This window comes from Fluviicola chungangensis, from assembly GCF_007558725.1.
GTDB lineage: Bacteria > Bacteroidota > Bacteroidia > Flavobacteriales_D > Crocinitomicaceae > Fluviicola > Fluviicola chungangensis.
Genome location: NZ_VLPL01000002.1, coordinates 25,026 through 39,758 on the forward strand (window position 1 = coordinate 25,026; position 14,733 = coordinate 39,758).

Annotated in this window: 14 protein-coding genes; 4 read left to right on the forward strand and 10 right to left on the reverse strand. The window is 40.9% G+C overall.

What is annotated here, in order from left to right; all coding sequences use genetic code 11:
- Positions 1–24: 24 nt before the first annotated feature.
- Positions 25–1,371 carry an FAD-dependent oxidoreductase gene (locus FO442_RS03785; protein WP_186279942.1) on the reverse strand — a complete coding sequence of 449 codons (1,347 nt, stop codon included), beginning with the start codon at positions 1,369–1,371 and terminating at the stop codon, positions 25–27.
- Between the two features lie 58 nt (positions 1,372–1,429).
- Positions 1,430–2,713, reverse strand: a complete 1,284-nt coding sequence (gene kynU / locus FO442_RS03790) for a kynureninase (protein WP_144331824.1) — start codon at positions 2,711–2,713, stop codon at positions 1,430–1,432.
- A 166-nt stretch (positions 2,714–2,879) separates the two neighbouring features.
- On the opposite strand from kynU, the gene hemL reads away from it, so the two are divergent.
- Positions 2,880–4,184 carry a glutamate-1-semialdehyde 2,1-aminomutase gene (gene hemL / locus FO442_RS03795; RefSeq protein ID WP_144331825.1) on the forward strand — a complete coding sequence of 435 codons (1,305 nt, stop codon included), beginning with the start codon at positions 2,880–2,882 and terminating at the stop codon, positions 4,182–4,184.
- A 539-nt stretch (positions 4,185–4,723) separates the two neighbouring features.
- On the opposite strand, the gene FO442_RS03800 is transcribed toward hemL, so the two are convergent.
- The gene (locus tag FO442_RS03800) at positions 4,724–5,200 is read right to left on the reverse strand and encodes a BTB/POZ domain-containing protein (RefSeq protein ID WP_144331826.1); all 477 of its coding nucleotides are present in this window, start codon (positions 5,198–5,200) and stop codon (positions 4,724–4,726) included.
- Positions 5,201–5,411: 211 nt separating this feature from the next.
- Positions 5,412–5,627, reverse strand: coding sequence for a helix-turn-helix domain-containing protein (locus FO442_RS03805; protein ID WP_144331827.1), 216 nt, complete (start codon positions 5,625–5,627; stop codon positions 5,412–5,414).
- A gap of 92 nt (positions 5,628–5,719) precedes the next feature.
- Between FO442_RS03805 and FO442_RS03810 the strand changes: the two genes are divergently transcribed.
- Positions 5,720–6,004 carry a hypothetical protein gene (locus FO442_RS03810; protein WP_144331828.1) on the forward strand — a complete coding sequence of 95 codons (285 nt, stop codon included), beginning with the start codon at positions 5,720–5,722 and terminating at the stop codon, positions 6,002–6,004.
- A gap of 114 nt (positions 6,005–6,118) precedes the next feature.
- Positions 6,119–6,688, forward strand: coding sequence for a tetratricopeptide repeat protein (locus FO442_RS03815; RefSeq protein ID WP_144331829.1), 570 nt, complete (start codon positions 6,119–6,121; stop codon positions 6,686–6,688).
- Positions 6,689–6,766: 78 nt separating this feature from the next.
- On the opposite strand, the gene FO442_RS03820 is transcribed toward FO442_RS03815, so the two are convergent.
- From FO442_RS03820 to FO442_RS03835, 4 genes are all read right to left on the reverse strand, one after another.
- Positions 6,767–7,312 (reverse strand): hypothetical protein, encoded by a 546-nt coding sequence (locus FO442_RS03820; RefSeq protein WP_144331830.1) that lies wholly within the window; start codon positions 7,310–7,312, stop codon positions 6,767–6,769.
- 2 nt (positions 7,313–7,314) lie between these two features.
- Positions 7,315–8,265 (reverse strand): methylenetetrahydrofolate reductase [NAD(P)H], encoded by a 951-nt coding sequence (gene metF, locus FO442_RS03825; RefSeq protein WP_144331831.1) that lies wholly within the window; start codon positions 8,263–8,265, stop codon positions 7,315–7,317.
- 342 nt (positions 8,266–8,607) lie between these two features.
- Positions 8,608–9,258: a hypothetical protein gene (locus FO442_RS03830; RefSeq protein ID WP_144331832.1), complete on the reverse strand. Its 651-nt coding sequence runs from the start codon at positions 9,256–9,258 to the stop codon at positions 8,608–8,610.
- A 250-nt stretch (positions 9,259–9,508) separates the two neighbouring features.
- A complete protein-coding gene (locus FO442_RS03835; protein ID WP_144331833.1) occupies positions 9,509–11,017 on the reverse strand; it encodes a hypothetical protein in 1,509 nt (502 codons plus the stop codon).
- Positions 11,018–11,139: 122 nt separating this feature from the next.
- Between FO442_RS03835 and FO442_RS03840 the strand changes: the two genes are divergently transcribed.
- A complete protein-coding gene (locus FO442_RS03840; protein ID WP_144331834.1) occupies positions 11,140–12,696 on the forward strand; it encodes a monooxygenase in 1,557 nt (518 codons plus the stop codon).
- 11 nt (positions 12,697–12,707) lie between these two features.
- On the opposite strand, the gene FO442_RS03845 is transcribed toward FO442_RS03840, so the two are convergent.
- Both FO442_RS03845 and FO442_RS03850 read right to left on the reverse strand, forming a co-directional pair.
- On the reverse strand, positions 12,708–14,279 hold the full coding sequence (locus FO442_RS03845; protein ID WP_144331835.1) for a S41 family peptidase: 1,572 nt from the start codon (positions 14,277–14,279) through the stop codon (positions 12,708–12,710).
- Complete coding sequence (locus FO442_RS03850) at positions 14,280–14,732, reverse strand: deoxycytidylate deaminase (RefSeq protein ID WP_144331836.1); 453 nt, start codon at positions 14,730–14,732, stop codon at positions 14,280–14,282.
- Position 14,733 lies beyond the last annotated feature (1 nt).

Below are 14,733 nucleotides of genomic sequence, written 5' to 3' on the forward strand. Positions count from 1 at the left end.
AAATATCTAAAGATTTCTGATTCGTTACGAAATAAGTTCCAACATTTTATCCATAACGAATGGTTCGTCCCATTTTTCATGGATGTTCTCAATCTTCAGAATTTCCTGCATCAAGGCGTCTTGTTTTCTTCCATTTTTCAATGCATCGCTGTAACGCGTATTACTAAACGTAACCTGTGAATAAAGTGGTGTCCATTTATCCGGATGTAATCGGGAGAATTTTCCCTCAATCTTCTTTTGCAACAGGAATTCAGGATCTGCCGTTTTATCGCGCATTTCCACGTAATTATCAAGCGCTAAATCCAGGATTGCATTCGCATCCGGAACCCGCTGATCAGAAAAACGACTCAACAGACCTGTCCAGTCTCCTTTACTCTCATCATACATCTCGTTGAAAACGGTACAATCTTCGAAACCGCAGTTCATTCCTTGTCCATAGAATGGAACAATGGCATGTGCAGCATCACCCAGGAGAACTATATTGTCCTTATAATTCCATGGCTCACAGCGAACCATGATTAATGAACTGGTTGGATTTTCGAAATAATCGTCCAGCAATGTCGGCATCATTCCTACGGCATCCGGGAATGTCTTGTCAAAAAAAGCAGCGACCTGCTCCCTCGTTTTCAGCGTCTCAAACGAAGTTTCTCCTTCCATCGGGAAGAAAAGGGTACACGTAAAGCTTCCGTCGAGGTTTGCCAGGGCGATCATCATAAATTCACCTCTGGGCCAAATGTGCAGGCAATTTTTATCCAATTTGTGGCTTCCGTCCGCATTTGCCGGGATCACCAGTTCCTTATATCCATGATCCAGGTATTTTTGTGAATAATTGAAGGTCATGGACTTTTGCATCCGCATACGAACTGCCGAATAGGCTCCGTCAGTAGCAAAGATCTTATCCGATTCGAACTGCTCCAGCTCTTTTGTTTGTTCATTTTGAAATGAAAGTGTATTTGTTTTCAAATTCACATCCAAACATTTCCGATCAAAGAAGTATTCAATATTCGGATAATTATCAGCCAGGTTCATCAACTTCTGGTTCAATCCTCCGCGCGAAACAGAATAAATTGCCTCATTGTTTACACCGTACGGCTGGTAAGTCAGCGTCCCGTCCAAAGCATGCATACAGCGGTTGTACATCGGAATGGCGATCTGGCGAATATCTTCGGCAATGCCGGCAATTTCCAAAGCTTTCCAGCCACGGTCAGAAAGCGCCAGGTTAATAGACTTTCCACCTATCAATGTTGCTTTTCTCAGATCAGGTCTTCGTTCAAATACGGAAACGTGGTATCCTTTCTGTGCCAGTAAAATGGCTTGCAAACTTCCTACAAGTCCTGCCCCTACTACTGCTATTTTTTTCATAATCCTAATTTCAGTTTATAATTGAAAAGCGGGTTATCTTACTTTTCAATTGACCAATTTTCCATTTTCAATTCCCGTTAATTGCTTCCTCCAAATACTTCCCAAGGAAATAAACATCTTCAAAGGAATTGTATAACGGAACCGGTGCTACACGAATGACATTTGGCTCCCTCCAATCTGCAACCACTCCTTTTTCAGAGATCGCATCGAAAATTTGCTTTCCTTTTCCATGGACCAGGATCGACAATTGTGCTCCTCTGCGTTTCGGTTCTTTCGGTGTGATGATTTCAAAACGGCATTTCTCCGCGTATTTCTCCGATAAACCATTCAAAATAAACTCCAAATAACCTGTCAGCAATTCACTTTTTGCTTTGAGTTTGTCCATTCCCACCTCATCAAAAATTTCCAAAGATGCCCAATGCGCGGCCATTCCCAATACGGGTGCATTACTTAACTGCCAGCCTTCAGCCCCCTCCATCGGAACAAAGCCGGGTTCCATTTGAAAACGTGTACTCTTATCATATCCCCACCATCCTGCAAAACGCGGAAGTGAAGCATTCTTTGCATGTTTTTCATGAACAAACATCCCAGAAACGCCTCCAGGACTTGAGTTCAAATATTTATAGGAGCACCAGGCAGCAAAATCAACTCCCCAATCGTGCAGTTTAAGCGGGACATTTCCTGCAGCATGTGCCAGGTCAAAACCAACCATCGCTCCAACTCCTTTTCCGGCTTTCGTGATTGCTTCCATATCCAGCAACTGCCCGGTGTAGTAATTCACTCCGCCAAACATTACCAGGGCTAAAGAATCTCCTAATTCCAGGATTTTAGCCAATATATCTTCGTCTCTTAACGTATGCTCTCCTTCTCGTGGCACCATTCCCACCAAATCCGTTTCCGGGTCCAGTCCATGAAAACGCACTTGCGATTCCAATGCATACAGGTCACTAGGGAATGCTTTTGCCTCACACAAAATTTTGGTTCTCTTTCCTTTTGGCTGATAAAAAGAAACCATCAGCAAATGCAGATTGGTCGTCAGGGAATGTGTTACTACTACTTCTTTCGGCAATGCGCCCACGATTCTTGCGGAAGCATCTGTGAGAAATTCATGGTATTTATACCATGGATTCGTTCCCAGGAAGTGTCCCTCTACTCCCCATTTTGCCCAATCATCCAATTCCAGGTTCACTTTTTCACGGACGGTTTTAGGTTGTAAACCCAATGAATTTCCGGTGAAATATCTCACGGAATTTTTGGTGAAAGTTGGAAAATAGAAGCGGTCTCTATAAGACTTTAATGGATCTGAAGCATCCATCTGAGCTGCAAACTCGGGAGTAAATTCGTATTTCATCTGATAAATCGATTGTTCTTTGCGAACTGCTAAAAATTTTGTCCCAAATATAACCAATCTTACTCTTTCTTTAAAGCCGGATTGAAATGACAAAAATCATGGCGCTTCCCGTCGAGCCAGCGAATCGAATTCGTAATTTTGCATTAAATTAAAAATCGTCGTCACTATGGCAGCAAAACAACTGAACAGATCGAACTCGGAAGCGCTTTATGAAAAAGCAAAAAATTACTTTCCGGGAGGAGTAAATTCACCCGTTAGAGCATTTAAATCAGTTGAAGGTTCTCCTTTGTTCATCAAAAAAGGAGATGGTGCTTACATTTGGGACGAAGACGACAACCAATTCATCGATTTTTGCGGGAGCTGGGGACCACTGATCTTAGGTCACAATCACCCGAAAGTGTACGCGGGAATTGTTGCCGCCCTGGGAAACGGTGCAAGTTTCGGGGCGCCGACACGATTGGAAAACGAACTAGCCGAATTAATTCTTTCGAAGAATCCGTTTATTGATAAGATCCGCTTTACAAGTTCAGGAACGGAAGCTGTGATGTCGGCAATTCGCTTGGCAAGAGGGTATACCGGAAGAAACAAAATCGTCAAATTTGAAGGCTGTTATCACGGTCACAGTGATTCCTTATTGGTAAAAGCAGGTTCCGGGTTAGTTACTTTCGGGAATACTTCCAGTGCAGGAGTTCCCGAAGCTTTTGCCAACGAGACATTGGTTCTTCCGTTAAACGATTCTGAGGCTTTGCAAAGCTGTTTTGAACAATTCGGAAAAGAAATTGCCTGTGTGATCATTGAGCCGATCCCGGCTAATAACGGTTTGTTATTACAAGAGTTGAGCTTCTTGAAAGAACTGCGTGAAACGTGCACCAAGCATGGAGCTTTGTTGTTCTTTGACGAGGTCATTTCAGGATTCCGCGTAGCTTTTTCGGGCGCCGCGGAATATTATGGAATTGCTCCGGACCTGGTTACTTACGGAAAAATTATCGGCGGTGGTTTGCCTGTTGGTGCTTATGGCGCTAAAAAAGAAATTATGGCATGTGTTGCTCCCGACGGACCTGTTTACCAGGCAGGAACCCTATCCGGTAACCCGGTAGCAATGGCTGCAGGTCTGGCCCAATTAACCGAATTGAGCAAACCCGGTTTTTACGAAGACCAGGAACGCCGTACCAACTTGTTTACAGATCTGATTAATTCACACGCGAAGGAAAAAGGATATGCCTTCGAATTGGTAACAATCGGCTCCATTTTCTGGATCTCCTTTGATAACTCCAAACACATCCGTGCAGCGGAAGAGATCAATCCGGATATGACGAACTTCAAGCATTTGCACCGTGCATTATTGGAAGAAGGATTCTACATGGGACCAAGCGGATATGAGGTCGGTTTTATTTCTCAGGCACATACGGATGAAATCCTGGAAAAAGCGGCAGAGTTATTTATCGCTGCTTTAGATCGGATTATGAATTGAAAATGTAAAATTGAAAGGTAATGACCACCCTACGTAATCTACAAAGGAGAATTATGGGCTAATTAGTGCTATATCTATTAACATCGTAATCAAGGGTGGAAAAATGAATAAAAATTTGTAACTTTGTAAAATGAAAAAGCCCGACTAAGTCCTCTATACAAACGAGGCAGCTTAATCGGACTCTTTCTTTAAACCGCATTGCACTGCGGTTATTCAGAAGAACAGAATAGGGAGGCGCGTTTCATCATAGAAATGACTTAGATGTCTGCCCTTTCAGCTACTGTTTCGCAGTAGTCAGCTATTTATTCTTCTGGAGAATGTTAGAGTTTTTCAGACTCCAGCTAAGATTGGCTCATGAGACCATCTTCGCCCATCCTCAGTATTTTGAAGCCTTGTTCTTACGAATGAGGCTTTTTGTTTTTCATATTGTAAAGGTAATCAATCTTTCTATTTAACATAATCAATCCTATTAAAAGTTTTCAACAATATAATTCGTTTATTGTGATGAGCGGTAATTTAAATGTTATAAACGGTTACTGCTATAATATTGGATCATTCCAGTCTATCAAACCATACTTAAAAGCTGAATCCTGATCATCTTTGAATCTTTGATACCGTTTATTTGATTTTGCATACGGACTGAGAGTTGAAGCAACAGTAGCTTTCAAATCATTGAAATTGGGGTATTTAGAATCAATGTTGTAAATGAAAGTTGCAATTTCCCCAGCAGTCATAAATTCCTTCTTACTATTTAATGTGTAGTCGATTTTCTCCAATAGAGCCCATTCTGGATTGTAGTCTACATGCTCATGTTTTTGAGAGTTATCAGATGCTTCTTTAACCTGAGCGTTTATTTCACCTGAGATAACTCTAGATAATTGGTTTAGTAGCGTTTTGTCAGCCTCAATTTCAGCAATGAGTTTAGAAGCTACAACTTCTTTCTCTTTAAGACTCTGCTCCAATGCTTTATACATTAGGGAGGCATGTGCTTTTGAAAGATTTATGATGTTTGACATACTCATCTATTTAATGACTTTACAAAGGTAAGTCAAAATAATAGATAAATCTACAGTATCTATCTAATTATTTTAGATTAATTTCAGGGCAATAGATAAAACCCTAGTGTTTTAGGGGTTTTAGATGGTTGAATAAATGAAATTTTAACAAATTTAACAACTCCATTTGGAAATAATGTTTGATTAGCGATAAACACACTGGTTACTTTTGCTAATCTATCAACTTTAAATCGCCACACATTTCTTCCAAAAGATCAGCGGGTGAAACCTGAATAGCTAGTGCTATAAGATAAAGTTCGCTTGCTTTCAATTTAGTGTTTTCGTTTAGGCTTAATTCGCTCAAACGTTTTGTACTTAAACCAGTTTTTCGGGCAACTTCTGCTTTGTTTATCGCACGTTTTGCTAAATACTTTCCAAGTCTTGTCATACACAAATGTGTATTAAAAGTATTGAATCATAGCAATTTTTGCTATTATGCAGATATAAAGTATATATTTGTGTATCTGAAATACATAAATCATGGATAAGAGAAGACAAATTTTGACTTTAATAGAAAATGAACTGACGAACTCCAAGTTGATTTTCACACTTCAAAATATCGGTATTGAAGCTGGAGGATATATCACTGATACCTCGCATGTCGTCTTTGTCCAAATTGGAATAAGAAAAGAGAACCGAACGGAAGAACTCTACAAAAAGTACTTCGATCTAATTAAACAAGTTCAATATTTAGATTTACAAGTAAAAGGTGAAAAAAGTAGGCTTGCTTTAAAGATATATGGCTTTTTGATTGCTAATATCTAGCTTGGGTTACACAATCCGTTTACGGTTATTACCAATTGTGAGAAAAGTAAAGCAGGATTTAAAATCTTTTCCATTTTAAAATTCTCCATTTTCAATTAGTTGTATCTTTCGGGTATGAAATCTGCCGTTGAAATAATCCCGATCGGAACGTATTTTTACTTTCGTAAAGATTCGCTTTACTACCTGTTCCAATTACTGGAGGTTTCATCAAACCAGATCCTGGTTCAGACATTTTGGTCCACAACCAATGTTCCTTCCATGGACAAACTGCATCAATTTGATGTCAAAAGTGCCTGTTCTGAATTCGAAGAGGAATTTGATGAATTGATCGTTATCGGGAAGGAACCTGTCACGGAAAATCAACGGCTGGAAATCACCCAATTCCTGAAAATAAAAGCAAGCAAAATTGCCCGCGAGTCCGGATTTCTAACGCTGAAAAAAGAAGCGGTCGAGGCGTTTGAAAATGGCGCGTACCAAGAAGCTGTGCGCTTGTTTTCGCTAGCGGCACCTTATTCCAAATACGACATTGAATTGTATGAAAAACGCGGCCTGTGCTACCTGAAATTAGGTTTGTACATCGATGCGATAGCAGATTTTGATTATTACCTCATCCACGATCCGAACAATGAACTTGTTCGGGCAGCAGCAGAATCAGCAAAAAAAGAATTCAGTAAATACAAATGATTGAAAATGACCCATTGAGAATTGAAAAGAGATTCGCTTTATCTCCTTTTCAATTTTACATTCTCAATTTTCAATTTCTTAAATCCAGTCCTTCACGACCTTTTTTGCCAGTTTCTTGCGTAATTTTCTCAACACTTTGTCTCTGGAGTTAATCCCTCCAACTTTCAACAAGTCTGTATACACCAATTTTCCATCCCTGTAAAAATGGAACTCAAATGTGACCGAAGTAATGTCCTCTTTGTAAATCGGGAACAGGTTATCTGCAGCCAAATCTTCCGCCAGGGTCATATTCCCGGTTGATGGTCTGAACCGGTTGTCAAAACCACGAACCGAAACCAGCATCAGGGTATTGATCCCTTTTCCTTTTAACAATTGAGTTAAGGAATCTGTCATCAAAACCTGGGGATCTCCACCTGCTTTCAGCACATTCAATGAAACGGTGTTTTTCACCTTTGACCTGGAAAGTACATCCGATACGGCAATTTCCAGTGAAAACTGGTCTGCTTCCTTATCCAGATGGCTAACAACCAGCGCATTGGTTAATTTTAACGGCGGGAATTTTGCCTGGGAAAATGCAAGCAATGAAGCGCTTAAAAACAGAAAACTTACAAGTGATTTTTTCATAATTAGAATATTTGCTCCGCAATCGCCTTCACGCTTTCAGAGGTTGACATCGTATAATAGTGGATTCCTGGCACATTGGCCTTTTTGAGTTCCTGTGATTGATGGATTCCCCATGCAACACCTACTTCAAAAACGTCCTTATTGCTTTTACATTTAATCAGGTCCTTGCTCAATTCTTCGGGAAGATCAATATGGAAAACCTTCGGCAGGAAGGAAATGTGGTTCAGGGTCGTTATCGGCTTGATTCCCGGGATGATGGGAACAGTAATTCCGATAGCACGGCAAGCATCAACGAAATCAAAGTATTTTTGGTTGTTGAAGAACATTTGAGTCACGATGTATTCAGCACCTGCTTCTACTTTGGATTTCAAATACTGCAAATCCGTACTCAGGTTCATTGCTTCGAAATGTTTTTCGGGATAACCCGCCGCACCAATACAGAAATCTGTCGGAGCCAGCTGGATATCGTCTACCAGGTAATTTCCCTTGTTCATTTCCGAAATCTGATTGATCAGCTCGACTGCATATTTGTGTCCTTCCGGATCCGGTTTGAAAGTCGATTCCGTTTTAATCGAATCGCCCCGCAACGCCAGTACATTATCAATCCCCAGGAATTGCAGATCGATTAAAGCATTTTCGGTTTCTTCACGTGAGAATCCGCCGCAAATTAAATGTGGAACTGCATCTACATAGTACTTGTTCATAATCGCTGCACAAATCCCAACCGTTCCAGGTCTTTTGCGGATCGCGATCTTTTCCAGCAATCCTTTTTCGCGCTCTTTGTAGATAAATTCTTCGCGGTGATAGGTTACGTTGATGTATTTCGGTTTGAATTCCATTAAGGGATCAATACCGTCGTAAATGGATTGAATATTCGCTCCTTTTAGCGGAGGTAAAATTTCAAATGAAAATAGCGTGTCTTTCGCTGCGTTTAAATGATCGATAACTTTCATGCCTTCAGAGAGGATATATTATAATTCGACGTCAAAGATACATGAAATCTTATCTTACGTGCCCATTTCACTAAATTTCCCGATTTGCAAATAATGTTAAAAAGAACTTAGTTATGAAACAAAATCGAAATGCGTCCGTTATCTTTGTATACGCTAACATCAGAAGCAAATAGAATACTTTGGTACGCTATTTGTTATGATTTTAGAGGTTAGTTTTCATAAGTAGTAGTAGTTTAGGTTGGAACAAGAGAGGAACGCCCGTTTCTCTCTTGTTGTTTTTAGGACCTTCGAAAAACGCCGGCAGCTGCATTTGTTTAGCCTCCTATCCCGGAATCTTCCTTCTTATTTGTTCAACAATTCTCCGATAAAATCAGATCCGACTAGCGAATCTCCCACTGTCTTATACGACCGGTATTTGGTGAAAACAATTTCGTTCTTTTGATTGAAAACCAAATTATATGGAACTCCTATCAGATCGTTCGTGCAGCTTTCACACAACAAGTTCCGGATAATGAATCCCTTCTGGCGATTATCTTTAAATTCTCCGTACGAATTGTTTATGATATACGTTTGGAAATTGATTCCGTAGAAATACAATTTCTTCTTGAGGGTATTTGTTGTTGCATAATCGTCGGATGCCAGAAGAAATATATCCACATCTTTCCCATATTTCCCTTTTACTTCCTTTGCGTATGGCAATATGTGCGGGGTACCACTGCACATCGCCGTGTAAATTAAAACCCACTTCAGTTTTTTGGTGCTTTTGTCTAATGCTCCTTTCAACTGATCAAAATTAATGTCTTTAACAAGGATGTCTGCTGCACTCGTCGGGGCAACCGGGGTACTTATCACCGAATCGAAAGGTGCTACCCGGATGGTCGCTTTTTCCTTTTCAGAAAGCTTGCTGTATGTAGGATTTACAGTAATACAAGAAGCGAAACATACTAAAAGGCAGAAAAAAAGCGACCACTGGAATAATTTCGTTGTTTTCATAATGGGATGAATTTACCAAAAAAATTATTTCGGAAAACCTGTTTCTAGGAAAATTCAAAAGAGGGGAAAAACGTTAAAATCCGTTAACTAACCAATTGGTATGTACCAAAACAAAAATACCTGCGTTAGAAGAGTATAAGTAGTAGTAGTTAGGTTTAGTTAGGTAGCGTGTGAAGAGAGATCTTATTTCCGGTCTCTCTTCTTTTTTGTTCAATATTTAAACGGTTCCATTTTGAACTTTTGAACATCTTTATTCCTTGATTAGTGCTCCTGACAAATCGACCAGGTACGATTCATTGTTCCCGAGGTTTCCCCAAACCAGTTTGATCCGCTTTCCATTGATATAATCCACGCGATAAGCAATCCCCAGATTTTCGAAAAAATGCCCGTCCAGCTCCCTGAACGGCAGTTCCCCGAATTCCGCATCGGATGGAACTTTGTTTCCCGGTAAGACGAAGAGGTATTCTCCGATATTGATTTTCCATTCAGCGAGGGCCCGTGCATTCACGTACTTGGTATAAACAGGTTCTTTCGGATTATTTTGAAATACAACAACCAAGACCATTCGATCTGTTTCATTGTGCAATTCCACGGAGATCTCTCCGGGTTTTCTGTCCAAATCACGGGTTTTCACATAGGGTTTGCCATAGGGTTTTCCCTGCGTAAAGAATTTGGTAAAAGGAACCGAATCATTGTTCCGCCAGCCTTGGTATAACTGATTAAAAAGCGCATTATTCCATGTGCGTTCCTTTACCAGATCAAGTCCGACAAATGGCAGGTTGGAATCCAATTGTGCATCATCGATCATCCGTTCTTCACTCTTAATTTCCGTGATCAGAGAATCCAGTTTCAAACGCTCTTCCTTACTAAATTCCATATAAGCTGTTTTCTCCTGGAGCAAATCTTCTTCCGGATCAGCTTCCACGAAAAAGAGTGCAACACTTCCTGCTACGGATAGCAATAAAATCCCTATCACCAAACTCAAGCGCAACCAGGATACACGCGTGGATTCCACCACAATTTTTCCCTTTTTTACATCGGTTCCAAAATTGCTTAACTGTTTCTTGTGTTCGTCCGTAAACTGGATTTCCATCAGCTTATTGGTCAGGTATACCAGGAAGCGTGTGGAACTTTTCGGATGATAGGCCAAACTCATGAAAAATTCCAATAACTGTGTTCTTACACCGTAGTGATTCACATTCAGCAGGTTCAATGCTGCAATCATATTGGCACTTAGGAACGAGTCGGTCAAACGATGAAGATCCGTATCTTTTCTTGCCTTGTTTGTTGCCAGGCTCAAGACGTCCTTTTGTTTGAAGATCCAATCCGAAAGTGAGTCCTGAACCAGGTTCTGCTGGTAATCGGGCAACAAAACAGAATAACTCATGAAAAAATGAATATTCTTTGCAGAAACGGAAGGAAACTGAGCGGTGAAAATCGGGAATAGATACAATTCGAGAAAGACTTTATACTCTTCAAAAAGTGCGTGTTCCCGGAGTTTTAATGTGTCAACGAATAATTCTGAAAAAGTTCCCGTTTTCAGAATATGGAGCAAACTGGAATTTTCCTCCGTCCAGGAAGCAAAGATGATTCCTTTCGGACTCGAGCAACAACTTAAAAATTGTACTTCGTCCATTTCTGATGCATCCGGAAAAAGCTTTTTAAATGTTTCCAGGAACGCTTCCTTTTGGTCTTCGGAAAGTGGGAATTGCAGATTCGGATTTTCTCTTTTTACAGCACCTAATTGGAGATACTTCATGTCTTACGATTGATGGACTGAAAATACTACTTTTTGAATAATTAAAGCTTCGTCTGTAAAACTTATCCAAATAATTGGAAATCAATTGATATTCCTTTAGATTTAGATTCAAAACTAGTACTATGAAACAACTGCTTCTTGTATTCATCCTTGTTAGCCCCTCTGTTTTTGCACAAAACTGGAGTGATAATGTAGCAAGTATCGTTTACAACAAATGCTCATCCTGTCATCACCCCGAAGGAATTGCACCCTTTTCATTAATGAGTTATTCGGAAGTCAGCCCGATGGCAACCGCTATTTATGATGCAATCAATACCAACGAAATGCCGCCATGGCCGCCTAATGAAAACTATCAGCAATACAGCCACTCACGTGCATTGAATTCAACCGACAAAGCAACGCTTATGTCTTGGCTTACCAACGGAACACCCGAAGGAAATCCGGCAAATGCCCCCGCTCCACCGGTTTTCAATTCCGGCAGCATCTTAGGAAACGGTGATTTGATGCTTCAGATTCCGCTCTACCAAAGTAAAGCGCAAGGCGGACAAGATGATTACGTTTGTTTCAGTCTTCCTACCGGATTGACTCAAAACAGGTATGTCCGTGCGATGGAAATTGTTCCGGGAAATAGACAAATTGTTCATCATGCACTCATTTACGTTGATCCAAGCGGAAGTTATCAGGGAGATACAATCGGTGGAAATTGCGGTGGTCCTCCACAAAGTTCCACCCTCATCGGAGGATATACTCCGGGTTCTTCGCCATTAATTTTCCCTTCAGCAACAGGATTTAAATTGGGAATGTCCATTCCAGCCAATAGCAATCTCGTTTTTGCTATGCATTATCCTCAGGGAAGTTATGGTCAGTATGACAGTACGAAGGTCATTCTTCATTTTTATCCACCGGGAGAAACCGGGATTCGGGATGTCTATGCTGCACCTGTGCTACAAAACTGGTCGCTTTCAATTCCCCCCGATCAACTTTCATCATTCACAGCACAATATCCGTTATCCGGAGGGGTTCCGACGAATTATAGCATTTTGAGTGTTTTTCCGCACATGCATTTATTGGGTAAAAGCATTCGAGCCTATGCTGTATCACCTGCAAATGACACTGTCAAGTTCGTCGATATTCCACAATGGGATTTTCACTGGCAGGATTTCTATTTCTTCAAACACCTGCAAAAGGTATCTACCGGATCGGTTTTAAAAGGGGAAGCGACTTATGATAACACCGTAAACAATCCCGATAATCCAAGTAGTCCTCCTGTTTTGGTGCTCGCCGGTGAAAGTACTACTGACGAAATGTTTTTGGTTTACTTTCATTTTCTGCAATATCAGCCAGGTGATGAATTGATTGATTTGGAAGCATTGCTTAGTCTTGGAATGCAGGAACTTATTTCAGATGACGATTGGAAAATATTCCCCGTTCCTTTTACTGAAAGCGTATCGATTAGACCAAATCAGCTAAAAAGCGGAGACATCGTTTCATTAGCTATTTATGATTATCAGGGAAGGCTGATTCGTACGATTTGTAATAAACAAACCATTTCGATCCCATTCAATGGTTTCGAATGGGATGGTTTATCCGAAAACGGCGCTGAATCCAAAGCAGGAACCTATTTTATCTCCATGATTTGCAATGGAGTAACCAGCTCTCACCCGATTATCAAAAACTAATAGTTGTTCAATCAGCGTTCCAGAAACCGGAGCGCTGATTGAACTTCCTTGTCGTAAGAAGCGACAATGAAAAAATAGCCTTCTTCAATGAAAAGCTGGCGCGCTATCTCGGCTTTCATCACATGTTTGATCAATTCTTCGCTTCGTGCAAAATCGGCGGCATCGAATGGAATTTTCAATTTTTCACCTTCCACAATCAATTTTTTGATCAGCGGTTCCGGAGTGTCAAATGTTCGTGTAAATTCCTGAATCGAAGACCAGGAGTTGCGTTTATTCGCTACAAAGTCAAAAGCAACTTGCTGGAATACTCCCGAATAGCGAAGGGTCAAATAATAAAGCGTGGAATTGGAAGTGTCCAAGGGAACAAAAATATCCGGCATGATTCCACCACCATCGTACACAATTCTTCCTTTCAGGGTTTTGAATTTTGTTGCATTCTTGAAAACGGAAGAATCCGGTGTAAAATATTCCCCGTTATCTCTTCGCTTTTCATTGCTGTGATAATAATCCTCATAGCTCTCACCGAATGGTTTTTGGATACAGCGTCCGGAAGGTGTATAATACCGCGCAATTGTCAATCTCAAATCACTTTTATCCGAAAGTGAGAAATCCTGCTGGACCAGTCCTTTCCCGAAAGATCTTCTTCCGATGATCATTCCGCGGTCATTATCCTGGATAGCACCCGCAACAATTTCGGAAGCTGAAGCAGAGTTTTCATTGATTAACAGAACAAGCGGTGTTTTCTCCAACAAGCCACCGGCTCTTGCAAAACGTGTCGTACTCAGGAATTTCTTGCCTTTAATGATCACGATTTTTCGTCCCTCCGGCAAAAACTCATCCGCGATTTTCACTGCTCCGTCCAACACTCCGCCACCATTATCTCTCAGATCGAAGATTAGTTTTTTCATTCCTTTTGCTTTCAGCCGGGCTGCGGCATCATGAAATTCCTCTGCGCTTGAAACAGAAAAATTATCCAACCGGATATACCCTGTTTTTTCGTCAAGCATCTGTGCGCATACGATGGATGGAATCGGAATCACTCCGCGAACAATTGTTTTTTCGATCTTCTTTTTATTGCGGTAAAGCTGAATTTTTACCTTCGTATTCGGTTCACCTTTCAACTTGGCCATTACATCATCGTTCCTGATCTTCTTGTGAGCGATGCTTTTTCCGTCGATCATCAAGATCTTATCTCCTGCCAGCACCCCCATTCCAAAAGAAGGCGAATTCGGGATTACATTGGTAACACACAAGGTGTCGCGGATAATTGCAAAACGAATTCCGATTCCGCCGAACTTCCCGTCAATTTGCTCATTCATTGCCTGCAGATCTTCGTAAGGAATGTAATTCGAATGCGGATCCAGTTCGTGGAGCATGTCGGAGATGGTCTTCTCAAACAATTTCTTGCTTTCGATCGAATCCACATACTCCCGATCCAATAAGGTAATTATTTCCTGCATTTTGGAATAATTGCCGGAAACAGCTTGTGGCTCCGGTTGATTTAACCGGGCTCCCAGTAACAAACCAATGGCCAGGAAGATCATTAGCAGGACCGGGTAAATAAAGGCATATTTTCTATTCATTTAATTGGGGTCTGGGATATGAACAACTTCAACACCTGCACTTCTTAAGAAATCAACGCCGGTAGTATCTTTGTATTCCATCATGTAAACAACTCGTTTGATTCCGGCCTGCAGGACCAATTTACTGCAATCTTTACAGGGTGATAAGGTAATAAATAAGGTTGCTCCGCTGCAATCATTGGTAGAGCGCGCCACTTTCAAAATCGCGTTTGCTTCGGCGTGCAATACGTACCATTCCGTATTTCCCTGCTGATCTTCACAACAATTCGGAAAACCTGCCGGAGTTCCGTTATATCCGTCAGAAATAATTCTTCCGTCCCGCACGATCAATGCACCCACTTTTTTCCGTTCACAATGCGACAATTCTGCCCAGGTTTGAGCCATTCTCAAATAGGCTTTATCATATCGCAATCTTTTTTCTTCTGTTATTTCTCTGTCAAGTTCTACAACCATG

Bases quoted from the DNA above. Each gene is read 5' to 3' on its own strand.
- FO442_RS03815 (WP_144331829.1), top strand. From the start codon at position 6,119: ATGAAATCTGCCGTTGAAATAATCCCGATCGGAACGTATTTTTACTTT.
- FO442_RS03800 (WP_144331826.1), bottom strand. From the start codon at position 5,200: ATGTCAAACATCATAAATCTTTCAAAAGCACATGCCTCCCTAATGTAT.
- FO442_RS03840 (WP_144331834.1), top strand. From the start codon at position 11,140: ATGAAACAACTGCTTCTTGTATTCATCCTTGTTAGCCCCTCTGTTTTT.
- FO442_RS03835 (WP_144331833.1), bottom strand. From the start codon at position 11,017: ATGAAGTATCTCCAATTAGGTGCTGTAAAAAGAGAAAATCCGAATCTG.
- hemL (WP_144331825.1), top strand. From the start codon at position 2,880: ATGGCAGCAAAACAACTGAACAGATCGAACTCGGAAGCGCTTTATGAA.
- FO442_RS03820 (WP_144331830.1), bottom strand. From the start codon at position 7,312: ATGAAAAAATCACTTGTAAGTTTTCTGTTTTTAAGCGCTTCATTGCTT.
- FO442_RS03845 (WP_144331835.1), bottom strand. From the start codon at position 14,279: ATGAATAGAAAATATGCCTTTATTTACCCGGTCCTGCTAATGATCTTC.
- FO442_RS03805 (WP_144331827.1), bottom strand. From the start codon at position 5,627: ATGACAAGACTTGGAAAGTATTTAGCAAAACGTGCGATAAACAAAGCA.
- metF (WP_144331831.1), bottom strand. From the start codon at position 8,265: ATGAAAGTTATCGATCATTTAAACGCAGCGAAAGACACGCTATTTTCA.
- FO442_RS03830 (WP_144331832.1), bottom strand. From the start codon at position 9,258: ATGAAAACAACGAAATTATTCCAGTGGTCGCTTTTTTTCTGCCTTTTA.
- FO442_RS03850 (WP_144331836.1), bottom strand. From the start codon at position 14,732: ATGGTTGTAGAACTTGACAGAGAAATAACAGAAGAAAAAAGATTGCGA.
- kynU (WP_144331824.1), bottom strand. From the start codon at position 2,713: ATGAAATACGAATTTACTCCCGAGTTTGCAGCTCAGATGGATGCTTCA.
- FO442_RS03810 (WP_144331828.1), top strand. From the start codon at position 5,720: ATGGATAAGAGAAGACAAATTTTGACTTTAATAGAAAATGAACTGACG.